19 protein-coding genes are annotated in these 21,784 nt (G+C 67.7%); 11 read left to right on the forward strand and 8 right to left on the reverse strand.

Going from position 1 to position 21,784, the window contains the following annotated elements:
• Nucleotides 1-136 precede the first annotated feature (136 nt).
• The gene (locus tag ABIC51_RS03430) at nt 137-985 is read right to left on the reverse strand and encodes a helix-turn-helix domain-containing protein (RefSeq protein ID WP_354006353.1); all 849 of its coding nucleotides are present in this window, start codon (nt 983-985) and stop codon (nt 137-139) included.
• 194 nt (nt 986-1,179) lie between these two features.
• Here ABIC51_RS03430 and ABIC51_RS03435 point away from each other — a divergent pair, with 194 nt between their 5' ends.
• Together ABIC51_RS03435 and ABIC51_RS03440 are read left to right on the forward strand one after the other, a co-directional pair.
• The gene (locus tag ABIC51_RS03435; RefSeq protein ID WP_060205795.1) at nt 1,180-2,151 is read left to right on the forward strand and encodes a DUF2167 domain-containing protein; all 972 of its coding nucleotides are present in this window, start codon (nt 1,180-1,182) and stop codon (nt 2,149-2,151) included.
• A complete protein-coding gene (locus ABIC51_RS03440; RefSeq protein ID WP_175898336.1) occupies nt 2,148-2,873 on the forward strand; it encodes a site-2 protease family protein in 726 nt (241 codons plus the stop codon). Before ABIC51_RS03435 ends, ABIC51_RS03440 begins: the two co-directional genes overlap by 4 nt.
• 61 nt (nt 2,874-2,934) lie before the next feature.
• On the opposite strand, the gene ABIC51_RS03445 is transcribed toward ABIC51_RS03440, so the two are convergent.
• The gene (locus ABIC51_RS03445) at nt 2,935-4,314 is read right to left on the reverse strand and encodes an MFS transporter (protein WP_059591042.1); all 1,380 of its coding nucleotides are present in this window, start codon (nt 4,312-4,314) and stop codon (nt 2,935-2,937) included.
• 245 nt (nt 4,315-4,559) lie between these two features.
• Between ABIC51_RS03445 and ABIC51_RS03450 the strand changes: the two genes are divergently transcribed.
• Both ABIC51_RS03450 and ABIC51_RS03455 read left to right on the forward strand, forming a co-directional pair.
• The gene (locus ABIC51_RS03450) at nt 4,560-6,137 is read left to right on the forward strand and encodes an aldehyde dehydrogenase (NADP(+)) (RefSeq protein ID WP_354006354.1); all 1,578 of its coding nucleotides are present in this window, start codon (nt 4,560-4,562) and stop codon (nt 6,135-6,137) included.
• A 336-nt stretch (nt 6,138-6,473) separates the two neighbouring features.
• Nucleotides 6,474-7,025, forward strand: coding sequence for a hypothetical protein (locus ABIC51_RS03455; RefSeq protein WP_021159300.1), 552 nt, complete (start codon nt 6,474-6,476; stop codon nt 7,023-7,025).
• A gap of 181 nt (nt 7,026-7,206) precedes the next feature.
• Here ABIC51_RS03455 and kdgD read toward each other — a convergent pair whose 3' ends face one another.
• Entirely contained in the window at nt 7,207-8,121 is a 915-nt protein-coding gene (gene kdgD / locus ABIC51_RS03460) for a 5-dehydro-4-deoxyglucarate dehydratase (RefSeq protein ID WP_136470209.1), read from the reverse strand.
• Between the two features lie 228 nt (nt 8,122-8,349).
• On the opposite strand from kdgD, the gene garD reads away from it, so the two are divergent.
• Nucleotides 8,350-9,903 (forward strand): galactarate dehydratase, encoded by a 1,554-nt coding sequence (gene garD, locus ABIC51_RS03465; RefSeq protein ID WP_027790501.1) that lies wholly within the window; start codon nt 8,350-8,352, stop codon nt 9,901-9,903.
• 66 nt (nt 9,904-9,969) lie between these two features.
• Here garD and ABIC51_RS03470 read toward each other — a convergent pair whose 3' ends face one another.
• Nucleotides 9,970-10,452, reverse strand: coding sequence for an Lrp/AsnC family transcriptional regulator (locus ABIC51_RS03470; RefSeq protein WP_060173949.1), 483 nt, complete (start codon nt 10,450-10,452; stop codon nt 9,970-9,972).
• A 126-nt stretch (nt 10,453-10,578) separates the two neighbouring features.
• On the opposite strand from ABIC51_RS03470, the gene ABIC51_RS03475 reads away from it, so the two are divergent.
• The 5 genes from ABIC51_RS03475 (at nt 10,579) to ABIC51_RS03495 (ending at nt 14,934) form a co-directional block, all read left to right on the forward strand.
• A complete protein-coding gene (locus ABIC51_RS03475) occupies nt 10,579-11,730 on the forward strand; it encodes a branched-chain amino acid ABC transporter substrate-binding protein (RefSeq protein WP_354006355.1) in 1,152 nt (383 codons plus the stop codon).
• On the forward strand, nt 11,727-13,229 hold the full coding sequence (locus ABIC51_RS03480; protein ID WP_354006356.1) for an aminotransferase class IV: 1,503 nt from the start codon (nt 11,727-11,729) through the stop codon (nt 13,227-13,229). Before ABIC51_RS03475 ends, ABIC51_RS03480 begins: the two co-directional genes overlap by 4 nt.
• Nucleotides 13,230-13,367: 138 nt before the next feature.
• Nucleotides 13,368-13,769, forward strand: a complete 402-nt coding sequence (locus tag ABIC51_RS03485; protein WP_060083747.1) for a nuclear transport factor 2 family protein — start codon at nt 13,368-13,370, stop codon at nt 13,767-13,769.
• Nucleotides 13,770-13,848: 79 nt separating this feature from the next.
• Nucleotides 13,849-14,304: an RbsD/FucU family protein gene (locus tag ABIC51_RS03490; RefSeq protein ID WP_021159305.1), complete on the forward strand. Its 456-nt coding sequence runs from the start codon at nt 13,849-13,851 to the stop codon at nt 14,302-14,304.
• Between the two features lie 192 nt (nt 14,305-14,496).
• Entirely contained in the window at nt 14,497-14,934 is a 438-nt protein-coding gene (locus ABIC51_RS03495; RefSeq protein WP_021159306.1) for a DoxX family protein, read from the forward strand.
• Nucleotides 14,935-15,033: 99 nt separating this feature from the next.
• On the opposite strand, the gene ABIC51_RS03500 is transcribed toward ABIC51_RS03495, so the two are convergent.
• Together ABIC51_RS03500 and ABIC51_RS03505 are read right to left on the reverse strand one after the other, a co-directional pair.
• Nucleotides 15,034-16,353 (reverse strand): MFS transporter, encoded by a 1,320-nt coding sequence (locus tag ABIC51_RS03500; protein WP_027790506.1) that lies wholly within the window; start codon nt 16,351-16,353, stop codon nt 15,034-15,036.
• Between the two features lie 324 nt (nt 16,354-16,677).
• Nucleotides 16,678-17,814 (reverse strand): branched-chain amino acid ABC transporter substrate-binding protein, encoded by a 1,137-nt coding sequence (locus ABIC51_RS03505; protein WP_354006357.1) that lies wholly within the window; start codon nt 17,812-17,814, stop codon nt 16,678-16,680.
• A 636-nt stretch (nt 17,815-18,450) separates the two neighbouring features.
• Here ABIC51_RS03505 and ABIC51_RS03510 point away from each other — a divergent pair.
• Nucleotides 18,451-19,245, forward strand: coding sequence for an AraC family transcriptional regulator (locus ABIC51_RS03510; RefSeq protein ID WP_354006358.1), 795 nt, complete (start codon nt 18,451-18,453; stop codon nt 19,243-19,245).
• A 78-nt stretch (nt 19,246-19,323) separates the two neighbouring features.
• Here ABIC51_RS03510 and ABIC51_RS03515 read toward each other — a convergent pair whose 3' ends face one another.
• Together ABIC51_RS03515 and ABIC51_RS03520 are read right to left on the reverse strand one after the other, a co-directional pair.
• On the reverse strand, nt 19,324-19,587 hold the full coding sequence (locus tag ABIC51_RS03515) for a hypothetical protein (protein ID WP_021159311.1): 264 nt from the start codon (nt 19,585-19,587) through the stop codon (nt 19,324-19,326).
• A 288-nt stretch (nt 19,588-19,875) separates the two neighbouring features.
• The gene (locus ABIC51_RS03520; RefSeq protein ID WP_027790509.1) at nt 19,876-21,768 is read right to left on the reverse strand and encodes a bifunctional sugar phosphate isomerase/epimerase/4-hydroxyphenylpyruvate dioxygenase family protein; all 1,893 of its coding nucleotides are present in this window, start codon (nt 21,766-21,768) and stop codon (nt 19,876-19,878) included.
• Nucleotides 21,769-21,784 lie beyond the last annotated feature (16 nt).

Here is a 21,784-nt window from a genome sequence, read left to right on the forward strand (position 1 = left end):
CGCGCGGGCGATCTCGACGCTGCCGGTCGCGGATGCCGAGCTGTCGATGCCGAGCGCAACTGCATCGGCAGCACCGGCGTTGGCCTCGGAGCCGGCGTTCGTGCGCCGCTTTCCTTCACGCTCCGTGGCGCACGCGTTATTGCGCGGGCAAAGCGTCCGCCAGCGCCCGCATTGCTTCCACCGTCTCCGGATTCGCGGGGAAAAACGCCTCGATCGCGAGTTCCGACAGCGTCACGTCGACCGGCGTGCCGAACACCGTCGTGGTGCTGAAGAACGTCAGTTCGCCGGCCGCCGTGCGCAGCCGCAACGGCACGGCGATATCCGCGAAGTCGGTGCGCGCATGCGTGTCGTCGGGCTGGTCGGCCGGGGCAGGATACGCGGCGAGTTCGTCGCGTAGCGTGTGCAGCGCGCGGTCGCCGCTCGCATCGATCTGCCGCTGCAGCCGATGCAGGATGTGCGCGCGCCACTCGTGCCAGTTGACGATCTGCGACGCGAGGCCGTCCGGATGCAGGCTCAGCCGCAGCACGTTGACGGGCGGTTGCAGCAGCGACGGATCGGCCTGCGCGACCAGCGCGCCGAGCATCCGGTTCGCGGCGAGCAGTGTCCAGTGACGATCCACGGCGAGCGCCGGATAGGGCTCGTGGCCGCGCAGCACGGCTTCCACCGCATGGCGCGCGGCATCGAGCTGCGGATCCGAGAACGGCCGTTCGCGGAACAGCGGCGCGAAGCCGGCCGCGACGAGCAGCGCATTGCGTTCGCGCAGCGGCACGTCGAGACGCTCCGCGAGATGCAGCACCATCTCGCGGCTCGGCTGCGCGCGGCCCGATTCGACGAAGCTCAGGTGGCGCGCGGAAACGTCCGCGTCGAGCGCGAGCGCCATCTGGCTCAGGCGCCGGCGTTGCCGCCACGTGCGCAGCAGCGGGCCGATGCCGGACGCGCGGCCGGCGGACGGGGAGGGCGAGTGGAAGGCGGCGGTCGGGTTCATGCAGCAGATGATAGGCAATCCAGAGTGCCTTGGGCATTACCTGCGACGTAAGCATCGCGCCTCCCCGGGCGTGTCGCGGCGCTGCGTTACCATAGCCCCCGTGCCAACTGAGAGACGACGCCGGACCCGCGATTGAAAACGCAAGGGCCGACGCCGTGCATATTTACGACAAGGCATTCCAGGGGAATCCAACAATGAAAAAACTTGCCGTCCGGCTCGCCTGCATGGCGACGCTTGCATTCACCGCGATCAGCGGCCACGCGCAGACCGAAGCCGCGCAGGTGGAAATGAGGGCCGCGGCCGCCGCCGCCAACGACGCGGTCGTGAAGGGCCCGACCGATATCGATGTGAAACACGAAGCCGTGCTGAAGCTGAAAGCCGGCGAATCGTTCGTGCCGGCCGCCGAAGCCGGCCGCTACCTGCGCTCGATGGGCAACTCGATCGACGAAACCAGGCTGGTCGGCCTCGTGCTGCCCGACGATCCCGACGCCGACTGGATCTCGGTCGTGTCGTTCGAGCCGAGCGGTTATATCCGCGACGACGACGCGAAGGACTGGAAACCCGACGAGCTGCTGAAGAGCCTGCAGGCCGGCACCGAGGAAGACAACCCCGGGCGCAAGGAGCGCGGCCTGCCCGAAACCGAGGTGGTCGGCTGGGCGAAGGCGCCCGCGTACGACGCGGCCACGCACCGGCTCGTGTGGTCCGCGATCATCCGCGACAAGGGCGCGGCCCCGAATGCCGAGAACGACGGCGTGAACTACCGGACGCTCGTGCTCGGCCGCGACGGCTACCTGTCGCTGACGATGGCGTCGACGCTCGCCGATCTGCCGAAATACAAGGCGTCGGCCGACGAGCTGCTGTCGAACATCAGCTTCAACGACGGCAAGCGCTACGCCGATTTCAACAAGTCGACCGACCACGTCGCCGAGTATGGCCTCGCGGCGCTGATCGTCGGCGTCGGCGCGAAGAAGCTCGGCCTGCTCGCGCTGATCGGCGCGTTCGCGGTGAAGTTCTTCAAGGTGGGCGCGGTTGCGCTGCTGGCCGGCGGCGCCGCGCTGAAACGCTTCTTCGGGCGCAAGCCGAAGCCGGCCGCGGTGCCGGCCGTCGCCGATGCATCCGGCGCGTCCGGCATGTCCGATGCATCCGCCACGGAGCGCAAGGAATGACGAAGCTGTTGCTGCTGATCTTCGGCGGCCTCAAGCTCGGCAAGGTGCTCGTGTCGGCGGGCACCATGCTCGCGTCGATCGCGGTCTATGCGCTGTTCTACGGCTGGCGGTTCGCGGCCGGTTTCGTGGCACTGCTGCTGGTGCACGAGGCCGGCCACTACGTGGCCGCGCAGCGGCGCGGGCTCGACGTCGGGCTGCCGACCTTCATCCCGTTCGTCGGCGCGTGGATCCAGCTGAAGGAGATGCCGCACGACGCGGAAACCGAGGCGCACGTCGGGCTCGCCGGGCCGTTCGTCGGCACGCTCGGTGCGCTGGCCTGCTACGCGGCCGCGCGCCACTACGACAGCAACCTGCTGCTCGCGCTGTCGTACACGGGCTTCTTCCTGAACCTGTTCAACATGATTCCGCTGTCGCCGTTCGACGGCGGGCGGATCACCGCGGTGCTGTCGCCGCGCATCTGGTTCGCGGGCGTGCCCGTGCTGATCGCGCTGTTCGTGTATCGGCCGAGCCCGCTGCTGATCGTGATGGCGATCCTCGCGCTGCCGCAGCTCAAGCGCGCGTGGCGCTACGATCCCGACGCGCCGGAGAATCGCGTGTACTACGCGACGTCGATCGAGACGAAGACGACGTACGCGCTCTGCTACGTCGGCCTGCTCGCGTTCCTCGCGCTGATGACGTCCGGCGTGCACGACATGCTGCGCGTCGCGCATTCCGCGGCCTGACGCAAAAACGGCGGCCGCTGTTACGCGGCCGCCGTCGTTTTTCTTCTCTTTTCGCCGAATCTCACGCGTCGCGATGCCGCAGCTCGACGCGCCTGATGTCCTTCACGATCACGAGATAGCTGAACACGGTGACGAGCGCGTTCAGCCCGACGAACACGAGTGCGCCGTTGAACGAGCCGCTCGCGCCGACGAGATAGCCGATCGCGATCGGCGCGACGATGCCGGCCGTATTGCCGAACATGTTGAACAGGCTGCCCGACAGGCCGATCGCTTCCTTCGGCGCGGTATCGGCGACGACGGCCCAGCCGAGCGAGCCGATGCCCTTGCCGAAGAACGACACGGCCATCAGCACGATCACGAGCGCTTCGCTGTCGACGTAGTTGCAGCCGATGATGACCATCGACAGCGCCATCCCGCCGACGATCGGAATCTTGCGCGCGAGCGTGAGCGACACGCCGCGGCGGATCAGCCCGTCCGACAGCATTCCGCCGAGCACCCCGCCGAGGAACCCGCAGATCGCGGGCAGCGACGTCATGAAGCCGGCCTTCAGCAGCGACATCCCGCGCGCCTGCACGAGGTAGATCGGGAACCACGTGAGGAAGAAATAGGTGAGCACGTTCACGCAGTACTGGCCGAGATACACGCCGATCAGCATCCGGTTCGACAGCAGCTGGCGCACGTAGTACCAGCCCGCCACGCGGCGGCCTTCCGAGCGCAGGCCGTCGGTGCCGCGCACGGTCGTGCGCACGAGGCCGCCGCCCTGCTCGATATGCTCGAGTTCCGCGCGGTTCACGGCCGGATGGTCGGCCGGATCCTTCACGACCCGCAGCCACAGGAACGCGAGCGCGATGCCCGCGAGGCCGAGCCACAGATACACCTGGTGCCAGCCGTACGCATGCGTGAGCCACGCCATCAGCGGCGAGAACACCACGGCCGCGAAGTATTGCGCGGCGTTGAAGATCGCGGACGCCGTGCCGCGCTCGGCGGTCGGGAACCAGCTCGCGACGACTTTCGCGTTCGCGGGAAAGGCGGGGGCCTCGGCGATGCCGACCGCGAAGCGCATCGCGAACAGCGCGGCCACCGCGAACGCGGCGCTGCCGCCGAGCCCGATCGTGCCCTGCAGCAGCGTGAACGCCGACCACAGGAAGATGCTGGCCGCATACACGCGGCGCGCGCCGAAGCGGTCGAGCAGCCAGCCGCTCGGCAGTTGCGCGAGCACGTACGCCCAGCTGAACGCCGAGAAGATGTAGCCCATCGTCACCGGATCGATGCCGAACGCCTTGCGGATCGGCGTGCCGGTGATCGACAGCGTCGCGCGGTCCGCATAGTTGAGCGTCGTGACGACGAACAGCATCGCCAGGATCCAGTAGCGCACGGCGGTCCGGCGCGCGGTGCGCGCGAGGTCGAGCGGAAGATCGCGAGGGGTGGTCTGATTCGGCACTTTAATGTACGTCGTCGTATGACATGATGTGGAGTTTATGTGGGTTGGTCGACCCCGGAAACCTCGGGTTTTCCCGTTGGGTACGACGCAAAACGTCCACCATTTGGGCATGGGCCGAATAAATAAGGGATTCGCGCATTGTGTGGCAAGATCGACGACCCGCGTGAATCGCAAAATCATGTCGGCAGACATCGTATCTGTTGGGCTACAATGAGTCCATCATTCCCGAACCACGGAGCACACCCATGCAACTGACAGGAGAGATGCTGATCGGCGCCGAAGCGGTCGCCGGCTCGGCCGGTACCTTGCGCGCGTTCGACCCGTCGAAGGGCGCGCCGATCGATGCGCCGGCATTCGGCGTCGCGGCGCAGGCCGACATCGAGCGTGCATGCGAACTCGCGCGCGACGCGTTCGACGCGTACCGCGCGCAGCCGCTCGCGGCCCGCGCGGCGTTTCTCGACGCGATCGCGGATGAAATCGTCGCGCTCGGCGACGCGCTGATCGAGCGCGCGCACGCGGAAACAGGCCTGCCCGTCGCGCGGCTGCAGGGTGAGCGCGGCCGCACCGTCGGCCAGCTCCGGCTGTTCGCGCGTGTCGTGCGCGACGGCCGCTTTCTCGCCGCGTCGATCGATCCCGCGCAGCCTGCCCGCACGCCGCTGCCGCGCTCGGACCTGCGGCTGCAGAAAGTCGGGCTCGGGCCCGTCGTCGTGTTCGGTGCGAGCAATTTCCCGCTCGCGTTTTCGGTGGCCGGCGGTGATACGGCGTCGGCGCTCGCGGCCGGCTGCCCGGTGATCGTGAAGGCGCACGAGGCGCACCTCGGCACGTCCGAACTGGTCGGCCGCGCGATTCGCGCCGCCGTCGCGAAAACCGGGATGCCGGCCGGCGTGTTCTCGCTGCTGATCGGCCCCGGCCGGGTGATCGGCGCGGCGCTCGTCGGCCATCCGGCGGTCCAGGCCGTCGGCTTCACGGGGTCGCGGCAGGGCGGCATGGCGCTCGTGCAGATCGCGAACGCCCGCCCGCAGCCGATTCCCGTCTACGCGGAAATGAGCAGCATCAACCCCGTCGTGCTGTTCCCGGCGGCGCTCGCCGCGCGCGGCGACGCGATCGCGACGGGTTTCGTCGATTCGCTGACGCTCGGCGTCGGCCAGTTCTGTACCAACCCGGGCCTCGTGCTCGCGATCGACGGCCCCGATCTCGACCGCTTCGAATCCGTCGCCGCGCAGGCGCTCGCGAAGAAGCCGGCCGGCGTGATGCTCACGCCCGGGATCGCCGATGCGTATCGCCATGGCCGCGGCAAGCTGGCCGAACTGCCGGGCGTGCGCGAAATCGGCGCGGGCGAGACCGCGCAGACCGACTGCCAGGCCGGCGGCGCGTTGTACGAAGTCGGCGCGCAGGCATTCCTGGCCGAGCCGGCGTTCAGCCACGAAGTGTTCGGCCCGGCGTCGCTGATCGTGCGCTGCCGCGATCTCGACGAAGTCGCGCGCGTGCTCGACGCGCTCGAGGGCCAGCTCACGGCCACGCTGCAGATGGACGCCGACGACAAGCCGCTGGCCCGCCGGCTGCTGCCGATCCTCGAACGCAAGGCCGGGCGCCTGCTCGTGAACGGTTACCCGACCGGCGTTGAGGTGTGTGACGCGATGGTGCACGGCGGGCCGTTCCCCGCGACGTCGAACCCGTCCGTCACGTCGGTCGGCGCGACGGCGATCGAGCGTTTCCTGCGCCCGGTGTGCTACCAGGATTTCCCGGACGATCTGCTGCCGGAAGGGCTGCAGGAGAGGAATCCGCTCGCGATTCCGCGGCTGCGGGACGGGAAGGCGGAGTGACGGGCGGCGACGATTGAGCGTGTGATTTCCGGCGGCCAGTGCGTCGGGGTCGGTGCCGGCACGCGGAAACCAAAAGGCGGATGTGGCCGGTGGGCCGCTTCCGCCTTTTTTGCATGACGGGTTTCGGTGTTGACGGGTTTGTTCGAAGTGTCGACAAGAATCATGTCGGGGCAGCATGGAGGGCGGCGGTCGGAGCAGCGGCCTCGGGGTACGTGACTGCCGTGGATCTTGCCGTCTTCCCCGTCTCCCGGTTTTCTCCTACAGTAGCGAAGCCTCGGGCCAGCCGGCCCGCAGGCAAGCCTGAGAGACCGACAAAAGACAACGAGGGAACCCCCGATGAACATCAACAAGCGTGGCGATCACCTGTTCGCGGCCGGATTGTGGAAAGCGATCGGCGACGTCGCGAAATCCGTGCGCACCCAGGTCGGCCAGTACAGCGAAGGGCGCGTGCTCGCGAATGCGCTGCTGGAATTCCAGCGCGACCTGGGCGGCAGCGAATTCGACGTGACGATCAACCAGGGGCGCGTCGTCACGGGCGCCGACGCGCATTCGCTCGTGTTCGGGCAAGCCGTGCGCCGTTTCCGGCAGGACATGGAAGCGCTGGTGTTCGCGCTCCAGTATCGGCGCGGCATCGACGAACGCGACCCGGGCCTGCGCACCGAAGCACTGCTGCAGGCGAACAGCCAGCTCGCGACCGCGAAGCAGTCGGCGACGATCACGGTCGGCCGGTTCTTCGATGCGGTCGTCGACCGCGACGTGCTCGGGCAGATCCTCGACGGCGAATCGAATGCACGCGCGCGGGCCGGGACGCAGGGGCAGATCGAGGCGACGCGGGTCAGGCTCGCGAACGTGCGCCACCGGATCGTCGGAATCATCGCGCAGATGTGACGCGGCCGGACGGCCTGCGAGGCGGGGTGGCGTCACGCGAAGCGCTGCGCCGGAGCCGGCACCCGTCGCGGCGGATGGGTGCGCGGATACTGCTGCGGACGGTCGCGATACCGTCGAACCGGCACGCGACGCGACAACCGGCCTGCGGCGCCGATCAAGGCGCCGCGCAGGCCGTACCCGCTTACTGCGAGCCCATCTTCTTGATCAGCACGTCGAGTTCGGCCGCTTCGGCCTCGGTGAGGTCGACGAGCGGCGCCCGCACGGGGCCCGCGTCGTGGCCGACGAGCTTCGCGCCCGCCTTCACGATGCTGACCGCATAACCCGCGCGACGGTTGCGGATCTTCAGGTACGGCAGGAAGAACGTGTCGAGCAGGCGACCGACCGTTGCGTGGTCGTCCTTCGCGATCGCTTCGTAGAACTCCATCGCCGTCTTCGGGATGAAGTTGAACACGGCCGACGAATACACCGGCACGCCGAGCGCCTTGTACGCGGCGGCATAGACTTCGGCCGTCGGCAGGCCGCCGAGATACGCGAAGCGGTCGCCGAGGCGGCGGCGGATCGTCACCATGCTTTCGATTTCGCCGACGCCGTCCTTGAAGCCGATCAGGTTCGGGCAACGATCGGCGAGGCGCTCGAGCATGTCGGCGTTCAGCTTCGAATTCGCCCGGTTGTACACCACGACGCCGATCTTCAGTGCGCGGCACACCTGCTCGACGTGCTCGGCAATCCCTTCCTGGCTGGCTTCGGTCAGGTAATGCGGCATCAGCAGCACGCCGCTCGCGCCGAGGCGCTCGGCCTCCTGCGCATATTCGATCGCGACGCGCGTCGCGCCGCCCGCGCCGGCGAGGATCGGCACCTTGCCCTTGCAGGTTTCTGTCGCGACGCGGATCACGTCCGAATACTCGCGCTGCGTGAGCGAGAAGAATTCACCGGTGCCGCCGGCCGCGAACAGCGCGCTCGCACCGTACGGCGCGAGCCATTCCAGGCGCTCGGCATAGGTGGACGGGCGGAAGCTGCCGTCGGCGTCGAAGTCCGTCAGCGGAAAGGACAGCAGGCCGTGGGAGATGATCTGTTTGAGTTCTTGCGGTGAAGTCATGGTTGGGTCGTCCGTCTAGCGCGAGTGCTGGTTCGTCGGGAACGGCATACGAGCCAAATTGGCGATGTCGTTGTATGTCATCGTACAACGAGGGAAAGGACCACGCAAGCGGTTTGCTGGCGGGTAAATGATAGGGTCTTTCCGGATAAGGGTTTACTCAGCATCGCCGGCCAGAGTTGAATGTCGTATGATGACTAACAATATGGCCGACAGCCTCCAGGATTTCCGATGACTGCTTCCCCGCTCTACATCCGTGTGCATCCGGACGACAACGTCGCGATCGTCGTCAACGACGGCGGCCTGCCCGAGGGCGCGACGTTCGCCGACGGGCTGACGCTGCGCGAAGGCGTGCCGCAGGGGCACAAGGTCGCGCTGGTCGATCTCGCGGCCGGCGACCCGATCGTCCGCTACAACGTGGTGATCGGTTATGCGCTGGCCGAGCTGCGACGCGGCAGCTGGGTCAACGAGCGCACGATGCGCATGCCCGAGCCGCCGGGGCTCGACGACCTGCCGCTCGCGACGCGTGCCGCGCCGCCGCTGCCGCCGCTCGAAGGCTATACGTTCGAGGGCTTCCGCAATGCCGACGGCTCGGTCGGCACGCGCAACATCCTCGCGATCACGACGACCGTGCAGTGCGTGTCGGGCGTCGTCGAGCATGCGGTGCGGCGGATCAAGGCCGAGCTGCTGCCGCGCTACCCGAACGTCGACGACGTGGTCGGGCTCGAGCACACGTACGGCTGCGGCGTCGCGATCGACGCGCCCGACGCCGACATCCCGATCCGTACGCTGCGCAACATCAGCCTGAATCCGAACTTCGGCGGCGAGGTGATGACCGTGAGCCTCGGCTGCGAGAAGCTTCAGCCCGAGCGCCTGCTGCCGCCCGGCGCGATTCCGGTGGCGGCCGACGGCGCCGGCGACAACGGCGGTGTCGTGTGCCTGCAGGACGCCGCGCACGTCGGCTTCAACTCGATGATCGACTCGATCATGAAGATGGCCGAATCGCATCTCGAGCGGCTGAACCGCCGCCGCCGCGAGACGTGCCCTGCGTCGGATCTCGTCGTCGGCGTGCAGTGCGGCGGCAGCGACGCGTTCTCGGGGCTCACCGCGAATCCGGCCGTCGGCTTCGCGGCGGACCTGCTGGTGCGCGCGGGCGCGACGATCATGTTCTCCGAGGTGACGGAAGTGCGTGACGGTGTCGCGCAGCTCACGTCGCGTGCGGCGAACGAGGACGTTGCGCGCGAGATCATTCGCGAGATGGACTGGTACGACCGTTACCTGCAGCGCGGCCGCGTCGACCGCAGCGCGAACACGACGCCCGGCAACAAGAAGGGCGGCCTGTCGAACATCGTCGAGAAGGCGATGGGCTCGATCGTGAAGTCGGGCAGCGCGCCGATCGCCGGTGTCGTGCGTCCCGGCGATCGCGCGAAGCAGAAGGGGCTGCTTTATGCGGCGACGCCCGCGAGCGACTTCATCTGCGGCACGCTGCAGCTCGCGGCCGGGATGAACCTGCACGTTTTCACGACCGGCCGCGGCACGCCGTACGGCCTCGCACAGGTGCCGGTGATCAAGGTCGCGACGCGCAGCGATCTCGCGCGCCGCTGGCACGACCTGATGGATCTCGACGCGGGGCGGATCGCGACCGGCGCGGCGACGATCGAGGACACCGGCTGGGAACTGTTCCGGCTGATGCTCGACGTCGCGAGCGGCAAGCGCCGCACGTGGGCCGAGCAGTGGAAGCTCGCGAATGCGCTGACGCTGTTCAATCCGGCGCCGGTGACCTGACGCGCGCGGCCGATGCCGCCGGACGATGCGGGCGCCCGACGGCGCCCGTTTTCATTGCGGCGATCGTTACGCGATGTCGATCGGCAGCGACAGCCCGACCTTGACGCGCGACATCACGACCATCGTTTCGAAGTGACGAATGTTGTGGTGCTGCCGGAATACGCGCGTGGAAAACTCCTCGTAGTGATCGATGTCGCGCATCGCGATCATCAGCACGAAATCGGCCCGCCCCGTCACCACGTAACACTGCATGACTTCCGGCAGCGACTTCAGGAACCGCTTGAATTCGTCGAGCAGGTCGACCCGTTCGCGCTCGACCTGCACGAGGACGAGCATCGTCAACGGGAGGCCGACCTTGGCCGGATCGACGACGGAAACGTCCTGCTGGATATAGCGCTCGTCGCGCAACCGCTTCACGCGGCGCAGGCATGCGGGCGGGCTCAGGCCGATCTCGGCGGCAAGCGCCTGGTTGGTGATCTGGTTGTCGTGCTGGAGGCGGGCGAGGATCCGCAGGTCGAAGTCGTCGAGCGGTGTGGCGGCGGGATTCATCGGATTTCCTTCGGAGAGAAAAAACGAAACAAACTCGCGAATGATGCCGCCCGATGTTTATCGGATTTCGCGACGGCTGCCGATAATCGTAGCACCCGTCAACGATGAAGCCGCGAGGAAAACATCATGCGTTTCCGACATCTGCTGCTGGTGCCGCTCGTGCTGCTGGTGCCACTTGTGTCGCTTGTACCGGCCGTTCCCGCGTTCGGCGCGGATACGGTCGTCGTGGGTTTTGCCGGCGCGCTCACGGGTGCGCAGGCGCATTTCGGCGAGGACAGCGCGCGCGGCATTCGGCTCGCGATCGACGAAATCAACGCGGCGCATCCAGGCGTCGCCGGGCATCCGGTCACGTTCGTGCTCGACGCGCAGGACGACCAGGCCGACCCGAAGGTCGCGACGACGGTCGCGCAGCGCTTCGTCGATACGCACGTCAGCGCCGTGATCGGCCACCAGAATTCGGGGACGTCGATCGCCGTCGCGCGGCTCTACGCGACGGCGAACATCGCGGAGCTGACGCCGTCGGCCACCAATCCGGCGTTCACGCGTCTCGGCTATCGCATCACGTTCCGGATGCTCGCGAACGACGACTTCCTCGGGCAGGCAGTCGCGCGCTATGCGGTCGAGCAGTTGCACGCGCGCCGCATCGGTGTCGTCGACGATCGCACGGCCTACGGGCAGGGCATCGCGGACGTGTTCGCCGGCGGGCTCGGGAACACGGGCGCCGCCGTGGTCGCACGCGAATACACGACCGACAAGGCGTTCGACTTCGGCGCGCCGCTGACGCTGCTCAAGGGCCGTGCGCCCGACGCGATCTTCTTCGGCGGCATGGACACGCAGGGCGGGCCGATGCTCAGGCAGATGAAGAAGCTGCGGATCGCCGTGCCGCTGCTGGGCGGCGACGGTCTGTGCACGCACGAGATCCTGAAACTGGCCGGCGATGCGCTCGACGGCAACCTCGTGTGTGCGGACGGCGGCCGAAGCCTCGCGAAGATGCCGGGCGGCCCCGCGTTCGCGGCGCGCTTCACGCGGAAGTACGGCGCCCCCGTGCAGCTCTACGCACCGTACGCCTACGACGCGATGATGGCCGTCTACCACGCGGTGATGCTCGCGCAGTCCACCGATCCGGCGAAGATCGTCGACGCGCTGCATCGCGTCGACTTCCAGGGCGTGACCGGCCGGATCGCGTTCGACGCGAACGGCGAGCTGCGCAACCCGGCGGCAACGATTTCGACGTTCAAGGGAGGCAACAAGGTGACTTTGTCGGAGGTAGTGAAATGAATACGCGGATTCTTCCGGTGGGCACCGCATCGCTGCGCGACGTCGCGCGGCCGGTCGGCGACGTTACCGATCCCGCCGTGCGCGAAGCCGCCGGCGCACTGCGCGCCGCGCTGCGCGCGTTTCGCGACGAACACGGTTTCGGCCGCGCGGTCGCCGCGCCGCAGATCGGCGTCGGGCAACGGATGATCGCGCTCGCGCTGGACGGCTGGCCCGACGTGATTGTGAACCCCGAAATCGTGTGGCGCAGCGACGCGCGGATGACGCTGTGGGACGACTGCATGTGCTTTCCCGACCTGTTCGTGCGTGTCGAGCGCCACGCGTCGGTGAGCGTGCAGTACATGACGCTCGACGGCGAGCTGCATCGGCGCGACGCGCTGTCGCCCGATGTGTCGGAGCTGATGCAGCACGAGATCGACCATCTCGACGGCAAGCTGTCGTTCGATCGCGCGGCGGGGCCGAATGCGGTTGTGCATCGCAGCGTGTTCGACGCCGATCGCGCGTCGTTTGTCGCGCAGGTCGACTACGCGCCGCACGCGCCCGACGTGAAACGTACGGCGCCGGAGAGCATTCAGTCCGCCGAAGCATCCGCGTATCCGCCGGGCGCCGCGTACATGAATGGCCGCTTCGTTCCGATCGCCGACGCGCGCGTGTCGGTGCTCGACTGGGGTTTCCTGCATTCGGACGTCACATACGACACCGTGCACGTGTGGAACGGCCGCTTCTTCCGCCTCGACCGGCACATCGCGCGGTTCAGGCGCTCGCTGGCGAGGCTGCGGCTGGACGTGCCGTTGGGCGACGATGTGCTGCGCGACATCCTCGTCGAATGCGTGCGCCGCTCGGGCCTGCGCAACGCGTACGTCGAAATGCTGTGCACGCGCGGCGTATCGCCCACCTTCAGCCGCGACCCGCGCGACGCGGTGAACCAGTTCATCGCGTTCGCGGTGCCGTACGGCTCGGTCGCGAACGAGCGGCAGTTGCGCGAGGGCCTGCACCTGCATCTGGTCGACGACGTGCGGCGGATTCCGCCCGAATCGGTCGATCCGCAGATCAAGAACTACCACTGGCTCGACCTCGTCGCCGGGCTGCTGAAGGGGTATGACGCGGGTGCGGAGTCGGTCGTGCTGAAGTGCACGGACGGCAGCATCGCCGAAGGGCCCGGGTTCAACGTCTTCATCGTGCGCGACGGCCGGCTTCGGACGCCCGAGCGCGGCGTGCTGCACGGCATCACGCGGCAGACCGTGTTCGAGCTGGCGGCGTCGATGGGCATCGACGCGCAGGCCGGCCGCGTCGACGATGCGCAACTGCGCGAAGCCGACGAGGTGTTCATCACGTCGACGGCCGGCGGGATCATGCCCGTCACGCGGCTGAACGGCGCACCGATCGGCGACGGCCGGCCGGGCCCGATGACGCGCCGGCTGTTCGACGCGTACTGGGCGAAGCACGAGGATCCGGCGTGGAGCCTGGCGGTCGACTACGCGGCCAACTACGCGGCCGGCTGATCGCGGCGGCGCGGGCGCGATTTCCTTACCTCGTACGTAATCGACCGCCCGCGCGAGGCCGGCGACGATGACGGCACGCGAATACGAAACACCCAACGTTCGCGACCTCGTCCCCTCATCGACACAAGGAGCCTCGCCATGAACACCGCTCAATCCGCTTCGTCTGCCTCGTCCATTCACGCCGACCTGATCGACCGCTACTTCGACGCATGGAACGAACCCGACGTCGCGCGCCGCCGCGCGCTGATCGACGCGACCTACGCGAGCGACGCGGCCTATCGCGATCCGTTGATGGCCGGCGATGGCCACGCGGGCATCGATGCGATGATCGCGGCCGTGCAGGCGCGTTTCCCCGCGTTCCGCTTTCGCCGCACGACCGACGTCGACGCGTTCGGCCAGCACCTGCGGTTCTCGTGGGCGCTCGTGTCGCCCGACGGCGCGGCGATCGTGAAGGGTTCGGACTTCGGCACGGTCGACGCGTCGGGCCGCCTCGCGACGGTCACCGGTTTCATCGACGAGATGCCGGCCGCGGCGCCGTGACGCGAGCGATGCATGCGCAACGGCCACCGGGATCGGGTAACGTTATGCGATTCGTTCCTGATCCCGGAGACTAGCCGACATGCTGAAGAATCTCGACCCGCTGCTGCACGCCGACATCCTGCACACGCTGCGTGCGATGGGGCACGGTGACGAAATCGCGATCTGCGACGCGAATTTCCCGGCGGAATCCGTCGCGGAGCACACGGTGGTCGGCCGCGCGTTGCGCATCGACGGCGCCGATTCGGCGCGCGTCGTGCGCGCGGTGCTGTCCGTGCTGCCGCTCGACACGTTCGTCGACACACCCGCATGGCGGATGGAAGTCGTCGGCGACGCAGCCGCGGTGCCGCCCGTGCAGCGCGAGGTGCAGGCCGAGATCGACCGCGCGGAAGGGCGCGCGGTGCCGCTCGCGGGCATCGACCGTTTCGCGTTCTACGAGCGCGCGCAGCAGGCCTACGCGGTGATCGTTACCGGCGAACTGCGCGGCTATGGCTGCTTCATCTTCAAGAAAGGCGTGTTGTTGAGCGACGCGGGCTAAACGCGTTTTTCAGTGCGTCGAGCCGCCGGCGCGGCCGCCGCAGTGTAAAGATTTGCTACAACCTTTTTCTTGGACACGGCGAAAAGACCCTCTATGCTGGCCCATTTGCCGCGCCCCCTCCCGGGCCGCGCGGCGTCGAACCGCCCGGGCGCGCCCGGGGCAAGCGGCCGAATTGCATACGAGGAGAGAGGCATGACGCGTACCGTCGATTCCGGCGTCATTTTTTTCGCACGCCTGGCGCTGGCGGCGTTGTTCTTGTGGGGCGGCATCATGAAGCTGCTCGGCTACAGCGATTTCATCGCGTATCTGCACGGAATGAACGTGCCCTATCAACAGGTCGTCGCGCCGATCGTCGTCGCGATCGAGGGGCTCGGCGGCCTGCTGCTGATCGTCGGCTACAAGGTGCGGCCGCTCGCGCTGCTGATGGCCGTCTACACGATCGCGACCGCGATGGTCGGGCACAATTTCTGGGACGCGACGAGCGCCGCCGTCCAGCACGACATGGTGATTCACTTCTGGAAGAACGTCGCGATCGCCGGCGGGTTCCTGCTGCTGTTCGTCACCGGCGCCGGCGGCGCGAGTATCGACGCGCTGCGCCGGCCGAGTTCATCGTACGGCGTGCTGCGTTGAACCGGGCCGACTCGCGCCGCCAGGCCGAGGCAAGGCAAAAGGGCCGAATCCCGCACGCCGCGGGATTCGGCCCTTCGTTCATCAAGCGGGCGCGGGCGTTCAGTGCGTGCCCTTCACATCCTTCACGTCCTTCGCATCCTTCGAGAACTGCACGGCGATCGCGCCGAGCACGCAGATCGCCGCGACGTACACGACCGGCGCGAGCGGATTCGATTTCATCATCAGCGACACGATCACCGGCGTGAGGCCGCCGAAGATCGCATACGCGACGTTGTACGAGAACGAGATGCCCGAGAAGCGCACGACGGCCGGGAAGCTCTTGACCATCACGAACGGCACCGCGCCGATCGTGCCGACCATGAAGCCCGCGATTCCGTAGTAGAGCGGCAGCGTCGACGCATCGGCCGCGACCTGCACGAACAGCAGGTAGTAGCACGCGGCCAGCCCGATGCCGCCGATGCCGAGCACGCGCTTCGCGCCGATCCAGCCCGCGAGCGAACCCGCGGTGATGCAGCCGGCGGTCAGGCACAGCGTCGCGACGCTGTTCGCGAACAGCGTCGTCGCGGGCGTCAGGTGGAACTGCTTCTGCAGCAGCGCGGGCGTCATCAGGATCACGACGACGATCGCGGCCGACAGCATCCACGTGAGCAGCATCGACACGATCACCGCGCGGCCGTGGTCGCGCAGCACGGCCTTCAGCGGAATCTCGGCCGCGAGCGCCTTCTTCGCCTTCATTTCGGCGAACACCGGCGTTTCATGCAGCCAGCGACGCAGGTACACGGAGAACAGGCCGAACACGCCGCCGAGCAGGAACGGGATGCGCCACGCGAACGCGGCGACTTCGGCGGTCGAGTAACGGCTGTTGATGCCGGCGGCGACGAGCGAGCCGAGCAGGATGCCGGCCGTCAGGCCCGCGGTCAGCGTGCCGCATGCATAGCCGATATGACGCGACGGCACGTGCTCGGACACGAACACCCACGCGCCCGGCACTTCGCCGCCGACTGCCGCGCCTTGCAGCACGCGGAACAGCAGCAGCAACACCGGCGCGAGGATGCCGATCGTGTCGTAGGTCGGCAGCAGGCCCATCAGCAGCGTCGGCACCGACATCATCAGCACGCTCAGCGTGAACATCCGCTTGCGGCCGAACAGGTCGCCGAAGTGCGCCATGATCACGCCGCCGAGCGGGCGGGCGAGATAGCCGGCCGCGAAGATGCCGAACGTCTGCAACTGGCGCAGCCAGTCGGGAATGTCGTGCGGGAAGAACAGTTGCCCAATCGCCGGCGCGAAGAACACGAAGATGATGAAGTCGTAGAACTCGAGGGCGCCGCCGAGTGCGGCAAGGCCAAGGGTCTTGTAGTCGCTGCGCGTGAGCGCGCGTTCGGCGGCGCGAGGCACGCCGCTCAATTCGGAAGCTTGCATGGTCAGGACGATCGGTTTTCGAATGTTGTTGTCGGTGCTGCGTCTCCAGGGCCCGCTATCGGCATGGACTGACAAGGCGCGGCTTGCATCGTCGAAGCGTGTCGTGTGCCGGGTGAGGCGCGCAACACGCGCCGCCGCACCGGGATGGGGCACGGCAGGGACGAAGCGTCAAAGCGGGTGGGAGGATTCTACAGGAGCGCGAAATGCGCGCGCGGGTGCGCGACGGGGAAGGCGTCGGAGCGTGCGGCCGAGGCCGGGGCAAAAGCGCGCGCGGCGCGGGCGGCCGATGAGCCGCCGACGCGCCGCGCGGGGCCGGGTTGCGTATCAGTTGCCGGCGATCGTATCGACCGGCTTGAACGTGCCGCGCTCGACCTTGTAGATCGTCACCGGCGCATCCTTCAGGTCGCCTTTCGCGTCGTACGCGATGCTCGGGGCCGACATGCCCTTGACCGACACCTTGCCGAGATACGGCGTGTACACCTTCGGGTCGGTCGAGTTCGCGTCCTTCATCGCGGTGAGCAGCGCGATCGTGCCGTCGTACGAGTACGGCGAGTAGGTGATCACGTCTTCGTTGAAGCGCGCCTTGTAGCGTGCCGCGTAGCCGGCGAAGCCCGGCATCTTCTCCTTCGGCAGCCCGCCCATGTAGACGATCGCGCCTTCGGCCGCGTCGCCGCCGACCTTCAGGAACGTCGGCGAGCGCGACATCTCGCCCGTCACGAACGCCGACTTCATCCCGAGCTGGCGCATCTTGCGGATCATCGGCGACGATTGCGCGTCGCCGCCGCCGTAGAAGATCGCGTCCGGGTTCATCCCCTTGAGGTTGGTCAGGATCGCGGAGAAATCGAGCGCCTTGTCGTTCGTGAAGTCGCGCTTGATGATCGTGCCGCCCGCCGCCTCGACGGCTTTCGCGAATTCGTCGGCGATGCCCTGGCCGTAGGCCGTGCGGTCGTCGATGATCGCGATGCGCTTGAAGCGCAGCGTCTTCACCGCGTACGTGCCGACGATGCGGCCCGCTTGCGCGTCGCTCGTCAGCAGCCGGTAGGTCGTCTTGTAGCCGCGCGCGGTGTATTGCGGCGACGTGGCCATCGAGATCTGCGGCAGCCCCGCGCGATCGTACAGGTCGGACGCGGGAATGCTCGTGCCCGAGTTGAAGTGCCCGATGATCCCGCGGACGTTGTCGTCGATCAGCCGCTGAGCGACGGTCGTGCCCGTGCGCGGGTCGGCCTGGTCGTCCTGCGAATCGAGCTGGAACGTGACGGGCTTGCCGCCGATCGTCGGACGCGTCGCGTTGAAATCGGCGATCGCGAGCTGCACGCCCTTCTGCATGTCCGTGCCGTAGTTCGACTGCGGGCCGGTCAGCGGTGCGGCGAAACCGATCTTGACGACGTCGGCGGCAATGGCGTGCGCGCCCGACAGTGCGCAGGCAGCGGCCAGCGCGACGTGCGATACCTTCAGCTTCACTTTCACTTCCCCTTGATGGCGTGGTTGGGCCGCCGCCGGCTGGCGGGCCGGCACCGGTAAACCGGGCGAGACGGTTCGGTCGGCAGGCCGATGCGAGGGCCGTGCGTGCTTCGCGTGCTGCCCGGGCTGTGCCGGAATCGGCGCGTGTGGTGGCCGATGCCGCAGGCTCTGCACGCCGGTCGCTGCCGCGGCGGAAGGTCGTCTCGTGACCGTGAAGCGAAGTCTAGACAGCGAAAATGCGTGCGTCTTGCGCGTTCGGTGCGCGGCCGGCGACGATATCGGCATATCGTCGATAACCCTGATATATGCCGAAATCGTCATGCCGAATGCGCAAACGCGCCAAGACGCTGTACGGTTGCATTTTTATGCTGGCGAGTTCGAGCACGCGGTGCCGGTGCGCCGGTGCGCCTGTGCGCTCGTGGCAGGTCGGCATCGGCGCATGCGGATTTGCGGCCGGCCGCTGCATGCGCGGCGCAGTGGTTGTGCACGCAACGTATGTTGCGTGTCGAAGCCGGTCGGCCGACGGCGCGACGTGAAGGCTGCCGCCAACTTGCCCGCCCTTGCGATCGGCGCGACGCGATCGGAGGGGCGCTTCTATAATCGACGCCATCTGCCACTCGCATTGCGGTTGCCGGGATGACGACCTTGCCAGCCGTACCGCCCATGAGCCTGTCCGATACGTTGCGCCACCAGCCCAACAACGCCGATCTCGGCGCGATGCTCGCGCACTTCCGCCTGCTCGAACCGGTGTTCGATGCGCTGCCGGACGTCGCGTTCTTCGTGAAGGACGCGAACGGCCGCTACGCGCTCGTCAACCGCACGCTGGCGATGCGCTGCGGCTACAAGGACAAGCGTGACCTGCTCGGCAAGACGGCCGACGAAGTGTTTCCGCGCCGCTTCGGCCGCAGCTATTTCGAGCAGGACATGGCGACGATCAACGCGGGCCAGCAACTGATGGACCAGCTCGAGCTGCACCTGTATCCGGGCCGCCAGCCGGGCTGGTGCCTGACCTGCAAGGAGCCGCTGCGCGATGCCGCAGGCAGGGTGGTCGGCCTCGCGGGCATCTCGCGCGACCTGAAGGCGCACGAGGGATCGCACCCGGCGTACAGCCGGCTCGCCGACGTGGTCCAGCACATCCAGGATCACTACGTACAGCCGCTGAACCTGAAGCAGCTCGCGCAGATGGCCGGGATGTCGGTCGCGCAGCTCGAACGCTATTTCCACAAGGTGTTCCACCTGACGCCGCGCCAGGTGCTGCTGAAGACGCGGCTGGATGCGGCCACCGCGCTGCTCGTCACGCACGACAAGGTGACCGACGTCGCGGCGCTATGCGGCTATACGGATCACAGCGCGTTCACGCGCCAGTTCAAGGCGACGGTCGGCGTGACGCCGACGGAATACCGGTTGATGCTGCAGGAGCGGGCGGGGTGACGCGACACGTCGAACGGGCCGGCGAGTCGCAGGGATCGGGGCGATACGGGGAAACGGTGAAGCGGTGAAAACCGCGGCTCAGCGGTAGCCGAGCCCTTTCAGGACGGCGGTGCCGTTTTCGGTCAGCCGGAAGCTGGGGGCCGTATCGGCGTCGAGCTTGACCATCTCGACGAGGCCGGCTTCCTGCAGCGCAGGCAGTTCGGGTTTGGCGTTCGCGCCGATCGGTGCGTGCAGCAGCACGAGCAGCGTCGCGATTTCATGATGACTGAGCAGGCGGCGCAGCATCGTCTTCTTTGCTGGGGGCGCGGCCGGGCGGCCCGCGGGTGCTTCTACGGCGCTCATCGCTTTCCTCCTTTTCGAGATAACTATCGGGTACTGGTTGCGGATGGTGCCGTCGAAGACTTAAGCGATTCTTAAAACCGCGGCCGCGGACCGTATGCTGCGCTGCGGTACGGGTTACCGGATGTAACGTGAGACGGGCGCGGTTTCCGGCCCGATCGCGGCAAGCCGCGCGGGCGGGTGCGCTGCCGCGCGATTCACCGCGATGGTGCGCGCGGGATGCGGCCCTTTGAGTCAGCCGCGGGGCAGCGAATGTGATTCGGCCCCGAAATCCAGATTCGTCTCCTTCGCTTATTTCCTGTGCTGCGCCTGTGCGGCCAGGCGCACGGCTGCGTTTGCCGCCCCGTAGCCGTCGTATCCGCCGCGCCGCTCGACGATCTCGAGCGAGAAGCGGTTGTCGACCAGTTCTGTATACGCGTGCAGGAATTCGCCGCCGTGCTCGTCGCGGTCGTACAGCAGGTGATGCGTGCTCAGCGTGTCGATCAACTCGTCCGGCAGCGCGTAGCGTGCGGCGAGATCGTCGTAGTAGTTCGGCGGAATGCGCAGGAACGGAATGCCGTCGGCCGCGAACGCGGCGATCGTCTTCACGATGTCGTCCGTGCGGAACGCGACGTGGTTCAGCCCCGTGCCGTGGTAGCGGTCGAGCGATTCGGCGACCGCCGTGTGCCGGTCGACCGACGCGTTCAGCGCGATCCGCACCGAACCGTCGGCGCTGCGCACCGCGCGGCTGCGCATCAGCCCGTACGGGTCGGGCACGAGCCAGCTGCGTTCGGCCTCGAAGCCGAATGCCGTCTTGAAGAACAGGATCCACGTATCGAGTGCGTCGGCCGGCAGCGCCAGGCACACGTGATCGATACCCGTCAGCGGGCCGACCTCGCTCGGGCCGTCGATGTCGGTCAGCACGAAGTCCGATTCATACAGCGTCGGCGCGTTCGGCGCTTCGTCGACGAAATACTCGAGGCTGCCGTCCGGCGCCTGCACACTCGGCAGCACGCGTTCGTTCGGCCCGACACGGCCGGAGAACGGCGCGTAGCCGAAACCGGCCGCGCGCTCGAACGCCACTTTCGCGTCGTCGACGCGGAATGCCGAAGCACACAGCGACAGCCCGTGCTGCTGGAAGAACGCATCGGCGAACGAGTCGCGTTCCGCGTTCAGCACGATCGACGCGGCGCCGTGCTGGAACAGCGTCACGTCCTTCGACCGATGCCGGCCCGCGAGCCGGAAGCGCATCCGGCCGAGCCATTCGCCGACGGTTGCCGCGGCCTGTGCGTCGACCGCGAATTCGATGAACTGGAACCCGACGTGCGCGGGCGGCGCCGGCGGCGCGAACAGCGGCTGGCTGGCGGCCGGCGCGCGGCCGTCCCGCGCGAGCTGCTCGCGTGTCAGTTCTTCCAGGTAGAGCAGCGAGCGATGGCCGTCGGCGGCCGTGATCGCGGTCGGCGCCGCGCGGAAGCCGTCGTTGAAGATCTCGAGCGACAGCGGCCCCGTGTAGCCCGATTCGATCACGCGCGCGGTGAAGCGCGCGAGGTCGAAGTCGCCCTGGCCCGGGAACGAGCGGAAATGGCGGCTCCATTCGAGTACGTCCATCGCGAGCTTCGGCGCATCGGCGATCTGCACGAACGCGATCCGGTCGCCGGGGATGTCGGCGATCGCGTCCGGAGAATCGTCGAGCGACAGCGTATGGAAGCTGTCGAGCGCAAGGCCGAGGTGCGGGCTGTTCACGGCATTCACGAGTTTCCACGCATGGCCGTACCGCTTCACGACTCGGCCCCACGCGAGCGCTTCGTACGCGGCGACCACGCCGGCTTGCCGCGCGGCTTCCGCGAGCGCGCCGAGCTGGTCGACGAGCAGCCCGTCGTCGGCGATCGTGTCGGCCGACACGTTGCTGCAGACCAGGATGCGGTCGGTGCCGAGCGCATGCATGACGTCGAACTTGCGCTTGATGCGATCGAGGTTGCGGGCGAGCTGGGCTGCGCTCACGCCCTCGAAGTCACGAAACGGCTGGAACAGCACGATGTCGAGGCCGAGATCGGCGGCCATGCGCCGGACGTCGGCCGGCGATCCGTCGAAGTAGACGAGGTCGTTTTCGAAGATTTCGACGCCGTCGAAGCCGGCGGCCTTGATGGCGGCGAGCTTCCCGGCGAGCGTGCCGGACAGTGACACGGTGGCGATCGAGCGCTGCATGGGCGAATCCTGCGGA

This window comes from Burkholderia sp. 572, from assembly GCF_040545135.1.
GTDB lineage: Bacteria > Pseudomonadota > Gammaproteobacteria > Burkholderiales > Burkholderiaceae > Burkholderia > Burkholderia cepacia.

Bases quoted from the DNA above. Each gene is read 5' to 3' on its own strand.
- ABIC51_RS03430 (WP_354006353.1), bottom strand. From the start codon at position 985: ATGAACCCGACCGCCGCCTTCCACTCGCCCTCCCCGTCCGCCGGCCGC.
- ABIC51_RS03435 (WP_060205795.1), top strand. From the start codon at position 1,180: ATGAAAAAACTTGCCGTCCGGCTCGCCTGCATGGCGACGCTTGCATTC.
- ABIC51_RS03440 (WP_175898336.1), top strand. From the start codon at position 2,148: ATGACGAAGCTGTTGCTGCTGATCTTCGGCGGCCTCAAGCTCGGCAAG.
- ABIC51_RS03450 (WP_354006354.1), top strand. From the start codon at position 4,560: ATGCAACTGACAGGAGAGATGCTGATCGGCGCCGAAGCGGTCGCCGGC.
- ABIC51_RS03455 (WP_021159300.1), top strand. From the start codon at position 6,474: ATGAACATCAACAAGCGTGGCGATCACCTGTTCGCGGCCGGATTGTGG.
- kdgD (WP_136470209.1), bottom strand. From the start codon at position 8,121: ATGACTTCACCGCAAGAACTCAAACAGATCATCTCCCACGGCCTGCTG.
- garD (WP_027790501.1), top strand. From the start codon at position 8,350: ATGACTGCTTCCCCGCTCTACATCCGTGTGCATCCGGACGACAACGTC.
- ABIC51_RS03470 (WP_060173949.1), bottom strand. From the start codon at position 10,452: ATGAATCCCGCCGCCACACCGCTCGACGACTTCGACCTGCGGATCCTC.
- ABIC51_RS03475 (WP_354006355.1), top strand. From the start codon at position 10,579: ATGCGTTTCCGACATCTGCTGCTGGTGCCGCTCGTGCTGCTGGTGCCA.
- ABIC51_RS03480 (WP_354006356.1), top strand. From the start codon at position 11,727: ATGAATACGCGGATTCTTCCGGTGGGCACCGCATCGCTGCGCGACGTC.
- ABIC51_RS03485 (WP_060083747.1), top strand. From the start codon at position 13,368: ATGAACACCGCTCAATCCGCTTCGTCTGCCTCGTCCATTCACGCCGAC.
- ABIC51_RS03490 (WP_021159305.1), top strand. From the start codon at position 13,849: ATGCTGAAGAATCTCGACCCGCTGCTGCACGCCGACATCCTGCACACG.
- ABIC51_RS03495 (WP_021159306.1), top strand. From the start codon at position 14,497: ATGACGCGTACCGTCGATTCCGGCGTCATTTTTTTCGCACGCCTGGCG.
- ABIC51_RS03500 (WP_027790506.1), bottom strand. From the start codon at position 16,353: ATGCAAGCTTCCGAATTGAGCGGCGTGCCTCGCGCCGCCGAACGCGCG.
- ABIC51_RS03510 (WP_354006358.1), top strand. From the start codon at position 18,451: ATGACGACCTTGCCAGCCGTACCGCCCATGAGCCTGTCCGATACGTTG.
- ABIC51_RS03515 (WP_021159311.1), bottom strand. From the start codon at position 19,587: ATGAGCGCCGTAGAAGCACCCGCGGGCCGCCCGGCCGCGCCCCCAGCA.
- ABIC51_RS03520 (WP_027790509.1), bottom strand. From the start codon at position 21,768: ATGCAGCGCTCGATCGCCACCGTGTCACTGTCCGGCACGCTCGCCGGG.